This window comes from Salmonella sp. SAL-020, assembly GCF_017372215.1.
GTDB classification, from domain to species: domain Bacteria; phylum Pseudomonadota; class Gammaproteobacteria; order Enterobacterales; family Enterobacteriaceae; genus Salmonella; species Salmonella enterica.
This window is the reverse complement of the sequence record NZ_CP071690.1, coordinates 2,387,669-2,406,569: the sequence shown is the minus strand read 5'-3', so window position 1 is coordinate 2,406,569 and position 18,901 is coordinate 2,387,669. Positions and strand designations below refer to the sequence as shown.

At 52.4% G+C, this 18,901-nt stretch carries 18 protein-coding genes; 5 read left to right on the top strand and 13 right to left on the bottom strand.

Features of this window, described 5'->3' with window-relative positions:
- Positions 1-10 precede the first annotated feature (10 nt).
- Positions 11-934: a LysR substrate-binding domain-containing protein gene (locus J1G48_RS11620; RefSeq protein ID WP_000414259.1), complete on the bottom strand. Its 924-nt coding sequence runs from the start codon at positions 932-934 to the stop codon at positions 11-13.
- Between the two features lie 292 nt (positions 935-1,226).
- On the opposite strand from J1G48_RS11620, the gene J1G48_RS11615 reads away from it, so the two are divergent.
- The 4 genes from J1G48_RS11615 (at position 1,227) to J1G48_RS11600 (ending at position 6,773) form a co-directional block, all read left to right on the top strand.
- Positions 1,227-2,570 carry a VOC family protein gene (locus J1G48_RS11615; protein WP_000024100.1) on the top strand — a complete coding sequence of 448 codons (1,344 nt, stop codon included), beginning with the start codon at positions 1,227-1,229 and terminating at the stop codon, positions 2,568-2,570.
- 48 nt (positions 2,571-2,618) lie between these two features.
- Positions 2,619-4,127, top strand: coding sequence for a carboxylesterase/lipase family protein (locus J1G48_RS11610; RefSeq protein ID WP_000933988.1), 1,509 nt, complete (start codon positions 2,619-2,621; stop codon positions 4,125-4,127).
- Positions 4,128-4,346: 219 nt separating this feature from the next.
- Positions 4,347-6,002, top strand: coding sequence for a glucan biosynthesis protein (locus J1G48_RS11605; RefSeq protein WP_001081947.1), 1,656 nt, complete (start codon positions 4,347-4,349; stop codon positions 6,000-6,002).
- A 195-nt stretch (positions 6,003-6,197) separates the two neighbouring features.
- Positions 6,198-6,773 carry a YceI family protein gene (locus J1G48_RS11600; protein ID WP_001024328.1) on the top strand — a complete coding sequence of 192 codons (576 nt, stop codon included), beginning with the start codon at positions 6,198-6,200 and terminating at the stop codon, positions 6,771-6,773.
- Positions 6,774-6,950: 177 nt separating this feature from the next.
- On the opposite strand, the gene J1G48_RS11595 is transcribed toward J1G48_RS11600, so the two are convergent.
- The 4 genes from J1G48_RS11595 to J1G48_RS11580 form a co-directional block, all read right to left on the bottom strand.
- The gene (locus J1G48_RS11595; protein ID WP_000023781.1) at positions 6,951-7,670 is read right to left on the bottom strand and encodes a FadR/GntR family transcriptional regulator; all 720 of its coding nucleotides are present in this window, start codon (positions 7,668-7,670) and stop codon (positions 6,951-6,953) included.
- Between the two features lie 90 nt (positions 7,671-7,760).
- The gene (idnD, locus tag J1G48_RS11590) at positions 7,761-8,852 is read right to left on the bottom strand and encodes an L-idonate 5-dehydrogenase (RefSeq protein WP_001131635.1); all 1,092 of its coding nucleotides are present in this window, start codon (positions 8,850-8,852) and stop codon (positions 7,761-7,763) included.
- Positions 8,821-10,182: an MFS transporter gene (locus J1G48_RS11585; protein ID WP_000648130.1), complete on the bottom strand. Its 1,362-nt coding sequence runs from the start codon at positions 10,180-10,182 to the stop codon at positions 8,821-8,823. The genes idnD and J1G48_RS11585 overlap by 32 nt, the downstream gene beginning before the upstream one ends.
- A gap of 83 nt (positions 10,183-10,265) precedes the next feature.
- Positions 10,266-11,033 (bottom strand): SDR family oxidoreductase, encoded by a 768-nt coding sequence (locus J1G48_RS11580; protein ID WP_000125686.1) that lies wholly within the window; start codon positions 11,031-11,033, stop codon positions 10,266-10,268.
- Positions 11,034-11,370: 337 nt separating this feature from the next.
- On the opposite strand from J1G48_RS11580, the gene J1G48_RS11575 reads away from it, so the two are divergent.
- On the top strand, positions 11,371-12,624 hold the full coding sequence (locus tag J1G48_RS11575; protein ID WP_000067286.1) for a D-galactonate dehydratase: 1,254 nt from the start codon (positions 11,371-11,373) through the stop codon (positions 12,622-12,624).
- A 140-nt stretch (positions 12,625-12,764) separates the two neighbouring features.
- Here the strand turns inward: J1G48_RS11575 and aac(6') are convergent, their stop codons facing one another.
- The 8 genes from aac(6') to J1G48_RS11535 form a co-directional block, all read right to left on the bottom strand.
- Entirely contained in the window at positions 12,765-13,202 is a 438-nt protein-coding gene (gene aac(6') / locus J1G48_RS11570; RefSeq protein WP_000354856.1) for a cryptic aminoglycoside N-acetyltransferase AAC(6')-Iy/Iaa, read from the bottom strand.
- Entirely contained in the window at positions 13,202-13,993 is a 792-nt protein-coding gene (locus J1G48_RS11565; protein ID WP_001676823.1) for a DeoR/GlpR family DNA-binding transcription regulator, read from the bottom strand. The genes aac(6') and J1G48_RS11565 overlap by 1 nt, the downstream gene beginning before the upstream one ends.
- A gap of 15 nt (positions 13,994-14,008) precedes the next feature.
- Positions 14,009-14,641, bottom strand: a complete 633-nt coding sequence (locus J1G48_RS11560; protein WP_000600597.1) for a ribulose-phosphate 3 epimerase family protein — start codon at positions 14,639-14,641, stop codon at positions 14,009-14,011.
- Between the two features lie 11 nt (positions 14,642-14,652).
- A complete protein-coding gene (gene sgcA / locus J1G48_RS11555) occupies positions 14,653-15,090 on the bottom strand; it encodes an SgcA family PTS sugar transporter subunit IIA (RefSeq protein WP_000606454.1) in 438 nt (145 codons plus the stop codon).
- Positions 15,091-15,221: 131 nt separating this feature from the next.
- On the bottom strand, positions 15,222-16,028 hold the full coding sequence (sgcQ, locus tag J1G48_RS11550; RefSeq protein WP_000118615.1) for a BtpA family protein SgcQ: 807 nt from the start codon (positions 16,026-16,028) through the stop codon (positions 15,222-15,224).
- A gap of 13 nt (positions 16,029-16,041) precedes the next feature.
- Positions 16,042-17,355, bottom strand: a complete 1,314-nt coding sequence (gene sgcC / locus J1G48_RS11545) for a PTS sugar transporter subunit IIC SgcC (protein WP_000460835.1) — start codon at positions 17,353-17,355, stop codon at positions 16,042-16,044.
- Between the two features lie 10 nt (positions 17,356-17,365).
- Entirely contained in the window at positions 17,366-17,647 is a 282-nt protein-coding gene (sgcB, locus tag J1G48_RS11540) for a PTS sugar transporter subunit IIB SgcB (protein WP_000976132.1), read from the bottom strand.
- Entirely contained in the window at positions 17,644-18,762 is a 1,119-nt protein-coding gene (locus J1G48_RS11535) for a M42 family metallopeptidase (protein ID WP_000144629.1), read from the bottom strand. Before J1G48_RS11535 ends, sgcB begins: the two co-directional genes overlap by 4 nt.
- Positions 18,763-18,901 lie beyond the last annotated feature (139 nt).

The following is an 18,901-nucleotide window of genomic DNA, read 5'->3' as shown; positions in this document are numbered from 1 at the left end:
ACAGCCGCTATCACAGCGGCATCGATTTACGGATCGCCGCAATCAGCATTTGCGCCCCGGTTGAGAGCGGGATATCAACTCGCGTAAGAATACCTATCGGCTCGCCCGCGCTCTGGGTCGGCACGGGTAATGAGACCAGCGTCGCCTGGCGAAGATCTTCTTTAACCGCGCCAGAGGGGACGAACCAGACGTAATCGTAATCTACGGTCAGTTGTCGTGATAACGATGCGGATAGCGTTTCGATACATCCGGCAGGCATTTTACACCCCTGGCTTTGCAACAGGGCTTCCGCATTCTGGCGCGGTACCGTGCCTTTTGGCGAGACGACTACCGGCCATTCCATAACCCGGCTGAGCGTGATCGTCTCCTGTAACAGGGGATGACCGGGGCGTACCACTAATTTAAGCGATTCTAAAAACAGCAGTTCGTAATTTAAACCGCCCATTAATTCCGGGTCTGACATGCGGCCAATACCCAGATCGATCTCGCCTGATTTCAGACCCGCAAGCAACATCGTATTGTTCATGGTCGCGACCTGTAACGAGGTCGATTTTTGCTGTTGATGGAACCGCCCAATAGCCGCCGGGAGTATACCCAGCGCAGCGGTGGGGAGCGCGCCAACACGCACCACATCGGCGCTGGCGTCCTCTTTGCGATTCAGCGCCTGCCCGGCGGTATTCAATGCATCTAATACTTTTACCGCATGAGTCAAAAATTGTTCGCCAGGAACCGTTAATTGCGCGCCCAGTCGCCCGCGTTCAAACAGACGGGTTCCGGTGAGTTGTTCCAGTTCGTTCAGCGTTTTAGAAAGCGCTGGCTGGCTCAGGTTAAGAGTTTCAGCCGCGCGCCCCAGAGTTCCCTGTTGCGCAACGGCTACAAATGTATGAAGGTGGCGCAACCGAATGCGCTGACTAAACAGACCATTTTTTTCCATAAGCGATGTTAAAAACAGAGCCGTGCGGGTGACAAGTAAAGTTGTTTGTTTTTGATAACCTGATAGCAAAATATTATTAACATTTTACCATTTCAAGTTACAACTGTTTTATTTTACTGATGATTCAACTGCCGTTAAGCGTGTTAAGCCGCGATCTGGTCGGGGATATGCCAGCTCATGTCAATCCGTTCTGCATAATGAATTCAGGTCGGATCACACTTTATAAATTCTTCTCCCCGGAATGGATGAGGTTTTCTACACTCCAGGTAACATTCACTGGAGGCATGACATTATGGCGAACACCATCACGGCAGATGAGATTCGGGAACACTTTTCGCAGGCAATGTCGGCAATGTACCAGCAGGAAGTTCCGCAGTACGGTACGTTACTGGAACTTGTGGCTGACGTGAATCTGGCGGTGCTGGAAAATAATCCCAAACTGCATGAGCAGTTGGCTAATGCCGATGAACTGGCGCGATTGAACGTGGAACGGCATGGCGCCATTCGTGTTGGCACCGCAGAAGAACTTTCTACCTTGCGTCGGATATTCGCCATCATGGGGATGTACCCAGTAAGTTATTACGATCTCTCTCAGGCGGGCGTGCCTGTGCACTCCACGGCATTTCGTCCCATTGACGAGGCTTCGCTCTCGCGTAATCCCTTTCGCATGTTCACTTCGCTATTACGCCTGGAGCTCATTGAAAACGCGGCATTACGCCAGCGGGCGGCGGAAATCTTATCGCAGCGGGATATTTTTACATCGCGCTGCCGACAATTGCTGGATGAGTACGACGAGCAGGGCGGTTTTAGTGCTGCTCAGGCCGAAGAATTTGTCCGTGAAACGCTGGAGACTTTTCGCTGGCATCGTCAGGCTACCGTTGATGAAGAAACGTACCGCAGCCTGCATCGTGAGCATCGTTTAATTGCCGACGTGGTCTGTTTTCCGGGATGTCACATTAACCATCTGACGCCGCGTACTCTGGATATCGACCGGGTACAGGCCATGATGCCGGAGTGCGGCATTACGCCTAAAACTCTTATCGAAGGTCCGCCTCGCCGCGAAGTGCCTATTCTGTTGCGGCAAACCAGTTTCAAAGCCCTGGAAGAGCAGGTGCTCTTCGTTGATGAAAAGCAGGGTACGCACACGGCGCGCTTCGGCGAAATTGAGCAACGTGGCGTCGCGCTGACGCCAAAAGGTCGTCGATTATATGACGAGCTGTTGCACAAGGCGGGAACGGGTAAGGATAACTTCACGCATCAACTCCATTTGCGGGAGGTCTTTAACGCCTTTCCGGATAGCGAATTTCTGCTTCGCCAGCAGGGGCTTGCCTGGTTCCGCTATCGCTTAACGCCTTCCGGTGAGGCGCATCGTCAGGCGATCCATCCTGGCGACGATCCGCAGCCGCTTATTGAGCGCGGTTGGGTAATCGCGCAGCCGATTACCTATGAAGATTTTCTTCCGGTCAGCGCAGCCGGCATTTTTCAGTCGAATTTGGGAAATGAAACGCTGGCCAGAAGCCACGGCAATGCCAGCCGCGACGCCTTTGAACAGGCGCTGGGATGTGCTGTACGGGATGAATTTTCGTTATATCAGGAAGCGGAAGAACGCAGTAAACGCCGTTGCGGTCTGCTTTAAAAGCGGTAAGCTTCACAGGCTGTGAGGATACTGTAAAAGGAAGGCGTTATGTTGAATCCCTCCATCCCGCTGGTGGCGACGCGTCACGGTAAAATCGTGGGCGTCGTACAGGAAGAAACCCATATCTGGCGCGGTATACCTTATGCCGCGCCGCCAACAGGGGAGCTACGCTGGCGTGCGCCGCAGCCTGTTACGCCCTGGCAGGATGTGCGCCAGGCGGATTGTTTCTCCTGCGCCAGTTGGCAGGATATTACCTGGTGTCGCGAACTCGGCGGCGGCGATCCGGGAAATTTTTCCGAAGACTGTCTCTATCTGAACGTCTGGGCTCCCGCCGTGCGTCATGAACCGTTGCCGGTCATGGTCTGGCTACACGGCGGCGGTTACACCATTGGCGCGGGGAGTTTGCCGCCCTATGACGGTCAAGCGCTGGCGAAGCGCGGCGCAATCGTGGTGACGGTCAATTATCGGCTTGGCCATCTGGGCTTTTTCGCGCATCCGGCGCTGGAAGGCGAAGGGGCGGAGTGTATTCATAATTTCGCTTTACTCGATCAAATCGCTGCGCTGCGTTGGGTGCAGGACAATATTGCCGCATTTGGCGGCGATACGCAGAATGTGACGTTATTTGGCGAATCCGCCGGCGCCCGCAGCGTGCTGTCGTTGATGGCTTCGCCGTTGGCGAAGGGGCTTTTTCATAAAGCGATTATTCAGAGTGGTTATACGCTGCCGGATACGCCCCGCGAGGTGGCGCTAAAAAAAGGCGTTGCGCTGGCGGAACATCTTGGTTTAGCCCATGCCACTGCCGAACAGCTACGCGCTTTACCGGCAGAGACGTTTTGGCCGCTGGACGCGCCTTTTAAAATTGCGCCGACGCCGATTTCCGGCGACGTCGTGCTGCCGCATCCGATGCTGGAAACCTTCTTTGCGGCGAAACAGCATCCAATACCGGTGATGATCGGCTCGAATAGCGATGAAGCCAGCGTATTGGCCGTTTTTGGCGTCGATATTGCCGGTCAAATTCAAAAAATGCGCCGTGAGCGGCGTGTTGGCCTGGGGTTAATCCGGCTGCTTTATCCTGGAGTGAAAGGCGACGAAGCGCTAGGGCGGCAGGTCTGTCGGGATATGGTATTTACCACGTTGGGTTATGTCGTCATGCAAGCGCAGCAGCGGATCGGCGAACCGTGCTGGCGTTACTGGTTTGATTATGTCGCCGAGGCGGAGCATAACACCTACGCGAATGGCGCCTGTCATGGCAATGAAATACCGTATGTATTCGATACGTTAACGCGGGCTGAGCCCACATGCCATTATGTGAATGAGAATGACCTGGCCTTTGCCTCGCAGGTGGCGGATTACTGGGTGAATTTCGCTCGTCATGCCAGCCGCACGCGCGACGTGCTGCACGGCCCGGTTCGCTGGCCCGCCAGCATTCGGGGGCGAGATCGTCTGTTGCGGATTGGGCTGAACAAACTTGCCGGTTTTAAAGTGGAAAACCGCTTTATGCGTGCGCGTCTGGCGCTGTTTAAACGAGTCATGAAACATCACGTTAGTCTGGAATAAACTTTTCATAACCTGAAGAATGCTGCGTGAGGTTTACATCCGATTCGGTCGGTTCTTATCGACATAAAATATTTACGCTTTTGCACAGTTTCCAGGCGACCAACAATTGGATTATTAATGAATTTTGTCTAGAGTGAGCGGTCAGAAACGGGCACATTCTTGCTGCTGAAAAAACCAGCGCGGGACCATTCACAAGACCAGAAGGACTCATTTTCAGGTATGAATCGTAGACGATTTATTAAAGGTTCAATGGCAATGGCCGCCGTGTGCGGTTCCAGCGGTATTGCTTCACTCTTTTCTCAGGCGGCGTTTGCCGCGGAATCCGATATTGCGGATGGTAAAATTGTCCGTTTTGATTTTGCTGGTCTGCAATCAATGGCCCAGGCGTTAGCGAAAAAGCCCTGGGGCGGCGCGCCGGGACCCTTGCCGGATACGCTCGCCAATCTGACGCCGCAGGCCTATAACAGCATTCAGTATGACGCGGCGCATTCACTCTGGAACGGTGTTGCCAACCGGCAGCTCGATATTCAGTTTTTCCACGTAGGGATGGGCTTTCGTCGTCGCGTACGCATGTTTTCCGTTGATACGACGACGCATCTTGCTCGCGAGATTCATTTTCGCCCGGAACTGTTTAAATACAACGATGCCGGCGTCGATACGACGCAACTGGAAGGGCAGAGCGATCTCGGTTTCGCCGGTTTCCGTGTCTTTAAAGCGCCGGAACTGGCGCGGCGCGATGTCGTCTCCTTCCTGGGCGCCAGTTATTTCCGGGCGGTAGATGATACTTATCAGTATGGCCTGTCGGCTCGCGGGCTGGCGATAGATACCTATACTGACGGTCAGGAAGAGTTCCCTGACTTCACCGCATTCTGGTTTGACACCGCGAAGCCGGGCGATACTACGTTTACCGTTTACGCTCTGCTGGACAGCGCTAGCGTGACGGGCGCGTATAAATTTGTGATTCATTGCGAAAAATCGCAGGTGATCATGGATGTAGAAAACCATCTCTACGCCCGTAAAGATATAAAGCAACTTGGCATTGCGCCGATGACCAGTATGTTTAGCTGTGGGAATAATGAACGTCGGGTATGCGACACCATTCACCCGCAAATTCACGACTCCGATCGGCTGGCGATGTGGCGGGGTAACGGCGAGTGGATTTGCCGCCCGCTGAATAATCCGCAGAAATTGCAGTTCAATGCATATATGGACGATAACCCAAAAGGGTTCGGCCTGCTGCAACTCGATCGCGATTTCTCGCATTATCAGGATGTGATGGGCTGGTACAACAAACGTCCGAGCCTGTGGGTGGAGCCGCGTAGTAAGTGGGGGAAAGGCGCAGTTAGCCTGATGGAGATCCCAACCACTGGCGAAACTCTGGATAATGTGGTCTGTTTCTGGCAGCCGGAAAAAGCGATCAAAGCCGGGGATACGCTGGCGTTTAATTATCGTTTGTACTGGAGCGCGCAGCCGCCGGTACAATCTCCGCTTGCGCGGGTCATGGCGACCCGTACAGGGATGGGCGGCTTTCCCGAAGGTTGGGCGCCGGGCGAACATTACCCGGATAAATGGGCGCGCCGTTTTGCTATTGATTTTGTCGGCGGCGATCTGAAAGCGGCCGCGCCAAAAGGCATTGAGCCGGTGATTACGCTTTCCAGTGGCGAGGCGAAGCAGATTGAGATCCTCTACGTCGAGCCTTTCGACGGTTATCGTATCCAGTTTGACTGGTATCCGACCTCGGATTCTACGGCACCGGTGGATATGCGTATGTTCCTGCGCTGCCAGGGGGAAGCTATCAGCGAAACCTGGCTGTATCAGTATTTCCCGCCCGCGCCGGATAAGCGCCGTTATGTCGACGATCGTATCATGCGTTAGTCAGTTTGCCTTCTGTACCGCCACAAAGGCGGTACAGGTTCCGGAAATAGCCCTGACATAAACTCATTCGTGAGCCGCTGTTTTTGTGACACGGCCTTTCCATCGTTCTATTTTTGCAACAGTCCTTCCTGTTTATCCCTCTCGATCCTGCGGACAGGGAACATTAAGATAGCTTCACCTTATTTAAGATATAAAGTGAATATAATGAAAAAGAGCTTTCTTGGTGTTGTCCTGTCTCTGGGTTTATTAAGTGCTGCTCATGCAGATGTATATAAATTTGATAATACGCATACCAATGCGGTATTTAATATCGATCATTTCCAGACCTCAACCAATCATGGCGGGTTTTATGCTATTAGCGGCGAACTGAAATATCAGCCGGAAAAGCAAGATGCAGAGATGCGCGTGACGATTCCCGTGAGCGCCTTAAATACCGGGGTGGATGCGTTTGATAACCATATTCGCAGTAGCGATATTCTGGATGCGGAAAAATATCCAGAAATGGTATTTAAATCAACAAAATGGCATTTTGAAGATAATAAACCGGTTTCTATTGACGGTTTGCTAACAATGAAGGGAGTAACGAAGCCCGTCACCTTAACCACCACCAAGTTTGGCTGTTATATGAGCCCGATATTCAAGGCGCAGGTTTGCGGTGGTGATTTTGTCACGCAAATAGATCGCACCCAGTGGGGGGTAGATTATCTGGTCGATATGGGGATGACGAAAGTTGTCGATATAAAAATTCAGGCAGAAGCGGTTAAGCAATAAAGGGAATGATGATGAAAATTATTGTATGTTAAGGGGGCTTGGCTATTTGAAGCTTCGCTGATTTCAGGCCGCACTGCCACGATTTTAAAGTGGGACTATGTCACTAAATAGTTGATGGCAACTATTTCGGATTCAGATATGTTAAATTGCTCTACTACTTGAGCTTGTAACCAACGGTTATTTTGTCCCTGATGTCTCTGTAGATTTGATTTTTTCGATCGCAATAATATTGCCTGACATCGCTTCATTGAGCACTTCGACGGCCGTGCTGGCATCGCGATTCTTTATCGACATGTAGACCTTGATATGGGCTTCCACACTTTCAAGGGTAATACCCAGCGCACGGTTAAGCTCTTCAAGATAGTAGTAATAGATGTCTTTAATCGAGCTCATCACGTTGTAGAACACGCTGTTGTGCGATGCCCTGACAATCGCCAGATGGAACTCGTAGTCCGCTTCCGAGTATTTTTTATAATCACCTTTGTGGATCAGCATGTTGTTCAATGCTTCCTCGAGCTGGCGAATGTCATCATCGGTGGCGTGTGTGACGGCGAGCTCCACGCATTTGAACTCCACGGTCTGACGAAAAATCATCATATCGTGAAACTCTTCGCGGCTAAGGTGCATGATTGGGCGGGGATCGTTACTCAACATCTGCGGGGTGAAGTTTTCGCTCACGTAGCTGCCGCTGCCCTGACGCGTCACCACAATCCCCAGGTCACGAAAACGCTGTACTGCGCTGCGAACGCTGACCCGGCTGACGTTAAATGAGGCGGTCAGTTCCACTTCTGAGGGCAAACGGCTACCCGGCGCCCAACTGCCGTCCAGCAGTTTGCTACTTATCTGATCATAAATTTCATTTACAACATTCTGTTTTTGAATGGATTTTATGCTCAAGATGGGTATCCGTTAAGATGTCGCTGAAGTGCTTTATTATATAACAATTCTCTTTTAAGAACAAAGCGCCCGGCCGGGCGCTTTTCACCGTTAATCGAAACGAATGAGTACCTTAGCAGAGACATTTTTGTCTGTGGCGGTAATCAGCGCGTCTTCAATTTGCTGGGGCGGGAACTCGGCGCTGATAAGCGGGCGAGGATCGACGCGCCCATCTTCCAGCCAGCGTACCGCGGTGATGAACTCACCGATAAAACGGAATGAGCCGACCCAGTTGAGTTCTTTAACCAGCATCGTTGACACCGGCCAGCTTACCGGGCTGGCGCCCATCCCCACCTGAACGATGGTGCCGGCAGGGCGGGTGAAGTCGACGGTGGATGCCACGGCAATCGGCGCGCCGGAGGCCTCAAACACGACATCAAAGTAGCCTTTATGCTGCTGATAATGGGCAACCTGTTCTTCATCGCGCGGATCCATCACCGCTGTGGCCCCCATTTGGCGTGCCAGTTCCAGACAGCGTGGGCTGAGATCGGATGCTACCAGTTCAGATGCTCCGGCACTGCGCGCCGCCGCGAGGATCAGACAACCAATGGGGCCTGCGCCAATCACCAGTACGCGTTTGCCGGTCAACTGGCCTGCCTTTTTTACTGCATGAATGGCGACCGCCAGCGGCTCCGAAAAGGCCATCACGTTTGCGGGCACGCGCCTGTCGTAAGGAATGCATTGCTCCGGTTTTACCACCACGTATTCAGAAAAACCGCCATTCACATGCGGATTGAACTGCGCGCTGCCCATAAAGCGCATGGAGCCGCACAGATTTTGATGGCCGGAAAGGCACATCTCGCACTGATTGCATGGGCTGGACGGGTTCACCGCAACCGTCTGGCCCACTTTCAGGTCGCTGCCTGCTGGCACTTTGCTGATCACGCCAACAAACTCATGGCCAATCACCATCGGATGCTTGAGGACAGACATCCCCGCGCGGCCATGCTGATAGTAGTGAATATCAGAGCCACAGATGCCGCCGCAGGCGACCTTCACGACGACGTCATGTTCACTGTGCTCGATTTCACGTGATTCAAAGCGTACGTCTTTTTCCGCATGGGCCAGACAAGCGTTACAGGTTATTTTTTCCATTTTGATAATGACCTCATTATTTGTTGGCAGTTGCCGGGTTAATGGCATTCTTATCCACAGTGTCGGCATTCTTTTTTCCAGGCAGGATCACTTCAATTTTGCCCACCAGGAATATGTAGGCTAATAAGCCCAGTCCGGCGACGCCTGCGATATACCACATGGCATACTGGAAGTTTTGCGTGCGCTGGAGAATAACCCCAATAACAATTGGGCTAACGATCCCCGAAAGGTTGCCGCAAATATTTAAAAAGCCACCCATAGTCCCGAGAAAATTACGGGGAATTACATCGCTCCAGACCACCCAGCCCAGGTTTGAAAAGGCGTTGGCAAAGAACGCAACAGACAGAATGACAATCGCAATAACTGGCTGGTTTTCAAAGAAATTGACCAGGCCAATAATCATGGTGACGCACAGGCCAGCCATAACGGGTAATTTTCGTGCCAGCGTTCGGGATTTTCCTTTTTTCAGCAGCATGTCGCTTAGCGTACCGCCACAGAGCACCCCAAGCATCGCCATAATATAGGGCAGCATGGCGCCTATCCCGGCTTTGGAAATAGAGAGATGCAGTCCTTTTTCCAGGTAAACAATAAACCAGGTCAGGAAAAAATAGAGCGTAGACGAGCAGGCAAACTGGGTGATGAACAAACCCCAAATCGTTTTTTTGCTGAGGAAGAATTTAATATTTTGCCAGCTGATTTTTGCACTCACGGAGGATTGGTTCTCCGAGCCATAGCCGCCGCCTGCTTTGATATAATCCAGTTCGGCCTGGTTCACAGCAGTGCTGTGCTGTGGATCGCGGTAATACATAAGCCAGTAGATGCCAAACAGAATACCGGCGCCACCGGACAGATAAAACGACATTTCCCAACCGTAGTTAGCCACAATAAAGGCGAGGGCAGGCGTCAGCAGCGCGAGACCGATATATTGTGCACTGGAATAAATCGCGGTCGCACGGGCACGTTCATGGTCCGGGAACCAGGTGGCGATTATTTTTGTGTTAGACGGGAAGGATGGCGCTTCGGCAACACCAATTAATGCGCGGCAGGCCAGAAGCATTGCAAATGAAGCGGTTGCCGTCGCGAATAAATGGTGTGAGGCGAACCCCATCATAAAGGTAAAAATACTCCACAGAATAATCGCACCACCATAAAGAATACGTGAGCCAATGCGATCAAGAACATAGCCGACAGGAATTTGACTGGCAGCGTAGGCCCAGGTAAACATGGAGAAAAGCAAACCCAGTTGTGTTGGCGTCAGACTGAAATCATTCTGGATATTCGAACCAGCGACGGCAAGATTGGCGCGATCCATATAATTAATTGCAGTCACAATAAACAGCAATGTGAGAATAAAGAGTCGTTGTCTTGAAGCCTTCATAATAATACCTGTGTTATATCGGCATGCATCGGGGTAAACACATGCCATCAATTTTAAAGGCGAGTAGGTAGAGTGCGGGCGACTTATAAAACTGCGAGCCAGCCACCATCGACGTAAATAATCTGCCCGTTGATATAATCTGATGCTTTGGATGATAAGAAGATGGCGGTGCCGATGAGCTCTTCCGGACGACCCCAACGTTGAGAAGGGGTGCTGCTTTTCACCCAGCTATCGAACTGCTTGTCTTCAATAAGCGCGGTGTTCATGTCGGTCAGAATGTAGCCAGGTCCAATGGCGTTAGTCTGGATATTAAACTGCGCCCATTCAGCAGCCATCGAGCAGGTGAGCATTTTGATGCCGCCTTTTGCTGCCGTGTACGGGGCAACAGTCGGGCGGGCCGCCTGGCTGGTAAGCGAGCCGATATTAATAATTTTGCCGCCGCTGTTGCGGGCGATCATCCGTTTTGCCGCCGAGCGGGAGACTAAAAATGCGCTGGTCAGGTTAGTGTCGATCACCTTCTGCCAGTTTTCCAGCTCCAGCTCGACCATTGGTTTGCGGTACTGAATACCGGCGTTATTGATCAGGATATCAACATGGATCCCTTCTGCATCAAGTTTGCTAAAAGCTGCCTCAATCGCCAGTTCATCGGTGACGTCAAAAGCCACGCCATGCGCGTCGTAGCCTTTTCTGGTCAGCGTATCCACTGATTCGGCCAACAGCGTGGCGCGAATATCATTCAGGATAACCCGTGCACCCGCAGCGGCAAGACCCTCTGCGTAGGCAAAGCCCAGTCCTCGTGCAGAACCCGTTACCAGCGCCGTTTTCCCAGTTAAATCAAATAAAGCGGTCATGTTGTTTCCTCACTTGTTTAATTTGTATGACGACTATCCTTTTTTAGGTTGAATTTTCGCCCTGATAAAATCAACAGTTCACCCATGAATTTGCAACAAGGATCACAAACAGCTCCACATGCCGACCGCGTAATTAATATTAATTAATTGAATTATATGTATATATTTGGTTTAAATTTAACGCAGTTTGATCGCTGTCACAGAATGGCACTCGCAGCGATCCGCTGTAAAAGAAGCGTGATATAACAGCATAAAGTTGTAGGACAACTTACGTATATCTGTTGTATCATCCACAACGGTATGACATGCGGTAAATTCGCTGAGTTAAGGAGTGAAAGTGAGTAACCTGAAAATTACCAACGTGAAAACGATTCTGACGGCGCCGGGCGGCATTGATTTGGCAGTCGTTAAGATAGAAACCAACGAGCCAGGGCTGTATGGGCTGGGATGTGCGACATTTACCCAGCGTATCTTCGCGGTAAAAAGCGCGATCGATGAGTACATGGCGCCTTTTCTGGTTGGCAAAGATCCGACCCGTATTGAGGACATCTGGCAGTCAGGCGTGGTGAGCGGCTACTGGCGCAATGGCCCGATCATGAACAATGCATTGTCCGGCGTGGACATGGCACTGTGGGATATCAAAGGTAAGCTAGCGGGGATGCCAGTTTATGATCTGCTGGGCGGCAAATGTCGTGATGGGATCCCACTGTACTGCCACACCGATGGTGGTGATGAAGTTGAAGTGGAAGATAACATCCGAGCCAGAATGGAAGAGGGTTACCAGTACGTTCGCTGCCAGATGGGAATGTATGGCGGTGCGGGGACCGATGACCTTAAACTGATCGCCACGCAGCTGGCACGTGCGAAGAACATTCAGCCGAAACGTTCACCGCGCAGCAAAACGCCCGGCATCTACTTTGACCCGGACGCCTACGCCAAAAGCGTTCCGCGTCTGTTCGACCACCTGCGTAACAAGCTCGGTTTTGGCATCGAATTTATTCATGATGTACATGAGCGCGTGACCCCGGTGACTGCCATTAATCTGGCCAAAACGCTTGAACAGTATCAACTATTTTATCTTGAGGATCCGGTGGCACCGGAAAACATCGACTGGCTGAAAATGCTGCGCCAGCAGTCTTCCACTCCGATATCCATGGGTGAGCTGTTTGTGAATGTGAATGAGTGGAAGCCGCTCATCGACAACAGGCTCATCGACTACATTCGCTGCCACGTGAGTACCATCGGCGGCATTACGCCGGCGAGGAAACTTGCTGTCTACAGCGAACTGAACGGTGTGCGCACCGCATGGCACGGGCCGGGCGACATTTCTCCAGTTGGGGTTTGCGCCAATATGCATTTGGATTTGAGTTCACCGAACTTTGGCATTCAGGAATACACGCCAATGAACGACGCGCTGCGTGATGTCTTCCCGGGCTGCCCTGAGATTGACCACGGTTATGCCTATCTGAACGATAAGCCGGGTCTGGGTATTGACATTGATGAAGCCAAAGCGGCGAAATATCCGTGCGAGGGGGGAATCCCATCCTGGACAATGGCGCGCACACCAGACGGTACGGCCTCAAGACCGTAAGCAATGAAGGCCCGGCTTGCATCTGCCGGGTCTTATTCCCGACGTCCTGATGGACTCCGTTTTAGAAACAGGAATTATTGTATATTGAGGCTGCTTTTTAATCAGTGACCACTTCTCTATAAGGAGCCTGAATATTTCCCTCAACAACGCTTCCGGTAGAAAATGACGCGCTCTGTTTCCTCAAATCCTAATGCCAGGTGAACTTTCTGGGAAATTGTATTTTCCGGCGTGGTATCAGAGGCCATTTCCCGACACCCTTTATTCGTTCCCCATCGTTGCACCGCTGCAATCAATTGTTTCGCTACGCCGCGTTGACGGAACGAGGGGAGAACAAAAATACCTTCAAGAAAAGCCACGGGCGAACTGTCACAGCCATTGACATAATCGTGGCGGATTGAGGCATCCGCAAAGCCAATCGCCACCCCGTCTGCCATCGCAACAAATGATGCCAAATGATCGGCTTGCAGGATTTCTTCGCCGTCTGCCAGATGGGCGTCATCCGGGTGACCGGGCCAGAGCTGTTTTCGCAATCCGCGCCAGTGCTCCAGATGGGTTTTGTTCATTTGCCTGATGTCCATTAACGCACTCCTGATGAGGGGTCTGGCATGATGAGACGGCACCCCGCCTGCTGATAACGTCGGGCGATAGCAGACGGGAGCGCGCTGTCGCTAAGAATGGTAGTAATACAGGACAGCGTCGCCACCGCATGGGGTTCTACAGTATCAAACTTTGAGTGATCGGCCATCAATATGACCTCGCGTGAGCGCTGAATAATGCGCGTTTTAACGCCCACTTCAAACATGGTAGCGTTGGTGATGCCCGTTTCAATCGACAGCGCATCGCAGGAGATAAAGGCGCGTTCAACGGCAAAGGCGTTAATCATCTCCAGCGCCAGACTCTCGCCCACCGAAAAGTAACCGGGGCGAATCAGTCCGCCGATAATGTAACTCTCTACGTGTGGGAAGCCACCCAGTTCATTAGCGATTTTGATGTCATTGCAAATGACTTTTACTTTGGCGTCGACCAGACATTTTGCCAGTTCCAGACAGGTGGAGCCGGAGTCGAGAAAAAAGCAGTCTCCATCCTTGATGAACGTGCGGGCGAGGGCAGCGATTTCGCGTTTCGCCTCGCTTTGTAACGTCCGCTTAACGTCGAAAACATATTCTTTATCTTCCGTACTGTCGTCGAAGTCAATACAACCATGGCCGCGAACCATACCGGGATAACGGCTGGCAATATAGTGAAAATCCCGGCGCACGGTTGCCTCTGCATAGCCAAAAAGCTCAATAGCTTGCTGTGTTGAGAGGTGCCTGTGTTGCCAAAGGTAATGCAACATCTGTTTGATACGGTCGGGGCGCTGTTGGCTCATCAGCATATGACTCCTTTATAGCGCGGTGAATTGTGACAACGTCACATCATAGTTCGCCGTCGTGAATAACGCCCGGCCAATCACCAGATGCTGTGCGCCTGCGGCGGCAAGCAGCCGTGCGGCGCGAAGTGTAATACCGCCGTCCGCCCAGCATTCCGCAGCAGGGAAATGCTCTCTGCCCTGGCTCACTTTTTCACACATCGCGGCGATAAATTGCTGTCCGCGTCCGTCGGGTTCGCTGGTCATGATCATCAGCGCATCCAGTTGCAATGCCAGATAACGATAAGGCAATAGCGGCGTTGCCGGGTTAAGCGCCAGTCCTGCTTTCGCCCCGATAGCGCGAATATCCGCCAGAATCTCCGGGGGGTTTTGCACGCTTTCGGCATGAATGAAAATCCAGCCGGGGCGGATAGCTGCAAGCCAGGGTAGCCAGCGTTGCGGTGATGAGACCATCAGGTGAAATGAGAGCGGATGGCGGGTGTGTTGTGCGACTGCCTGAATGGTTTTCATACCGAAGGTAATATTGTTGATGAAACTGGTATCTTCGATATCCAGATGCAACGAGCCGAGGGGCGCATCGTGTAAAGCGGTCAACGCCTCGGCATAGCGCAGCGGATCGGCGGAGGCCAGTGAAGGGTGCAGGATCATCGAAACCTCCATCAGCGCAATGCGGTTAATTGCGCGAAAAGCGCGGCGTCATTTGGCGCATCTTGCAGCATCGCGACGCTTTCCGGCGAGTCTAGCCACTGGCTGATGCGTTGAATGGTGCGAATATGTGCTTCGGCATCCGTGGCGCTGGCGCAAAGCAACAGCCAGATGGGATCGCAATCCGCATTGCCGAAAGCGACCGGCGTTGCTAACGTAGTGACGCTGATTTGATTATGGTTGGCGCCTTGCTCTGGTCTGGCATGGGGCAACGCAATCCCCGGCGCGATAAGATAATATGGCCCCCATTTAAGGGTGTTCTCAATAATACCGTCCAGGTAGCAGGGGGCCGCCGCGCCGAAGGTAATCAGCGGACGAACGGCGATATCCAGCGCGTGTCGCCAGTCGCTGGCATGGCGTTGCGCCTGAACCCACTTAACATCATTAATCATCGATCGTTGACTCCTTGCCGGTTCGGGTTACTCTGAAACCGATCCCCGGCGTGTCTTTTGGCGAAGGCGACGGAGATCGGCAGAAGAGTTATCGCTCTCTGCAGGGGATAAGCGTTTTGCTTATCCCCATTTTATTGTCGGATATGGCGTACTTTCTCCATAAACTTCGCCACGCGCGCCTGGTCGACAAAGTTGGCGAAGACGCCGTCTTTTTTAAACGTGGTTGCCGTTACGCATCCGTCGGCAATGCAGAGCTGCTCCTCGACGTTTTCCAGACACACCCCGGTATTCGCCAGCACGACCGTGTCGGGGACGGTCTCTTTTACCCGCTTCAGTATGGCGCTATCCGTGCGAGCGCCCGCCGTCAGCCCCGAGACGCACAGGGCATCGGGGTTATTGTTAAATACGGTCGATTTCGCAATTGAACAGACATCCCGGTTTCCCAGATACACCGCCGCTTCCGGCACGATGTTAAACAGCGTTTTCACGTGGCCTGCGCCGATGCGATGCTGATGGCGAATGGTTTCGCCGACATTCGTATCCCAGACGCCAAAATCGCTGGCGTAAGCGCCGGTGAAAATTTCGCGAATAAATTTTGCGTCGGTCGCCATCGCCAAATCAAACGAGGCCACAGGGTCCCACAACACGTTTACCCCAAACGGTACGCGGATTTCACTCATTAACTGACCGATGATTCTTGCCATCGCGGCGGTCGTTTCCGGTCTGACTTTCGTTAAATAAGGCAGACTAAATTCGTTGGAGAACATCACCGCATCCACGCCGCCATTTTGTAGCGCCATTAAATCGTCATGGGCGCGGTCAATTACCCAATTCATGCCTTTCCTGGTATCGAACCCGGGATCGCCCGGCAGCGCCCGTAAATGGCACATGGCGATAACGGCTTTTTCCGTTCCTATTACCTCTTTTAGCCAACTCATTCTGGGTTGCTCCTTATTCCGGTAGTTCACGTTTACGTAAGACAAGTATGATGCTGGCGACAATGCCGACCACAATAACCACACCAATCATGCCCAGCGACATCAATTCAGATATTGACCAGCCAAACATATTTCCCACCGACAGCGCGGTAATTTGCGCGTTTTCAGCGGCGAAGCTAAAGCCGCCTTTGAGCGCCATATCGGTAAAGTACGGCGCGAACTGGGTGGCGATCAGCAAAACGGTAATCATGACAATGATGCCGCTGAGCAGAGTACGAATCAGATCGCCGCGATGAATAACCGTGGCCATGCAGATAAAAAACGGCGCAACCGGTAAATCAGCCAGCGGCAGGACTTTATTGCCCGGCAGTATGCTCGCCAGAATTAACATGATGGGAATTAACAGCAGTCCAACCGCGATGGTGGTCGGGTGGCCTAACGTCACTGCGGTATCCAGACCGATAAAGACTTCGCGCCCTTTAAAGTGTTTCTGGAAGAACTTACGCGCGCCGTCGGAAATGGGCATTAATCCCTCAACGATAAGGCGAATCATGCGCGGAAACAGCACCATAATCGCCGCCACGGTAATCATTAAGGTTGCGCACCCTTTAAAGCCTTCGCCTGCGGCAAGTCCGAAGATCAGCCCGAGAACAACGCCAATGATCACCGGGTCGCCAACCATCCCATACCGTTTTTGGATCTCCTGAGCATCAATATTGCGTCCTTTCATAAACGGTATTTTTTCGTATATCGCATCCAGCAATACGAACAACGGCACGGAACTGGAGCCATACCCTTGCGGAATAGAAATCCCTTCCAGACCCACAATGTTCTGTACTCGTTTCGCCGTCCAGTCGGCCATTTTCAACGACAAGGCGGCGTGGCAAATCGCGCCCAGTACGCCATAAATCAGACTGCCGGTCATCAACTGGACGACCGTTCCGGTAATGGCGTAGTGCCAGTAGTTATAAATATCAACGTTCATGGTTTTGGTCAGACGAGTCACCAGCATACCGACGTTGAGCAGAAAGATAACGGGAATGATCATCGCGCCGATGGCCGTCGCATAGCCGACGCCGGATGCGGGCCCGGCGCCGACGTCAAACACATGCAGCGTCAGGCCAAAACGCTCAATCATCACTTTAATCGGCGGACTGAGACTGTCGATCGCCATGACGATCACCAGCCCCATGCCGACAAAACCGATGCCGACCGTCACCCCGGCTTTCACCGCCTGCAGCCAGGGAATACGAAAGATTAAGCCGATGATAATCATAATGATGGGCACAAAAACGGTGCCGCCGAGAGACAGGATGTAATCAAACATAATGCCCCCTTTATTGTGTTAACAGCGCCTTGATTTCTTGTTTTAATGCGTCGTCGTTGATGCCTGTCAGCAGGGCGGCGCCGTTGAGCGTCGGGATGCCATAGTCACTGTGCGTACGCATGGACGTTACGATGAGATCCATACCGTTACAATTCAACGGGATCTCATTCAGACAACATTGCGCCGTGGTTGCCGCAATGCCTTGCTCCGCAAGAAAGTCCTGCAGTTTTTGTGCAATCATGGTTGATGTCGACATGCCGGTACCACATGCCACAAGGATCTTTTTCATCATGGTCGTGCCTCTTGTGTAGCGCCTGTTTCAGGCTCAATGGGAAACTGTTCTGGCGACATGTTAGCCAGCGCAGTCAGTAAACGGATACAATCAGCCAGGTCGCGCAGGCTGGCGACTTCGGCTGGCGAGTGGGTATAGCGGCAGGGAATAGAAAGACTGGCGCAGGGAATACCGTCCAGTTCAACCTGAATGTAGCCGGTTTCGGTGATGACGCCTGGCGCGACTTCTCGCTGTACGGGAATATTATTTTCGTGCGCGGTGGTCTCCAGCATCCGCAGCAAACGCGGCGGCGTAATCAGTCCCGCCAACGTACCGCGTCCGTGATAGTTCAGACAGGTGATGCCGACGCCGTGGTTGACCCGCACATCAGAGTAATCCTGCAGGTCAGGCGTGTCGCAGGAGGGGGTGATATCAATACCAATCGCCAGGTCGGGGCGCACGCGTCGTAAAACGGGAACAATACCGCGAATATTGAACTCTTCCTGTACCGACGCGACCAGGAATACCGCGATATCGAGCGGTGTGGAGGCGAGGGCCTCGGCGACGCCCAGTAGCGCCGTACACCCCAGCCTGTCATCCAGCGCCTTACTGCACACCAGGTCGTTGCCCAGACAGTGCGGCGGGTTGTAAAGGGTTACTGGCGTCCCCACCTGAATACCCATTCGTTCGGCATCCGCTTTATCTTTTGCGCCGATATCAATCCAGAGTTTATCGAGCGCGGGAGGCTGGGTGCGCTCGTCACCCTTCGCGAAGTGATATGCTTTAATACCGATACAGCCCATGATATCGCCTGAACGTCCGGCAAGCGTCACGACCGAACCGGGCATAGTAATTTGCGCCGGGCCGCCCACGCGTTCAAAACGTAAAAAGCCGGAGGGTTCGATCTTGCGTACCATAAAACCGACTTCATCCATATGCGCAAAAATCATCAGGCGAAGCGCGTCGGATTTGTCGCTGCCATAACGGGCGACGACATTGCCTAAGCGATCCCGCCAGACGTCTTTGGCCTGCTGTTCAAACGCGTGCTGCATAACGTTTGCAATACTGCTTTCATGTCCTGAAATCCCGTTTAGCCGCAGTAAAGAAAAAAGCGTTTCCTGCACAGAAAAGGTCATTGGCGTCTCCGTGGTGATAAAACAATCAGTCGTTGAGCGTTTTATAGGCGGAGAATGGTTGGATAAGTGTGAAATGTGTCACGCGGAAATACGCTAAATATGGCCAATAAAAAATAATGTGATGGCGATACAATAAAAA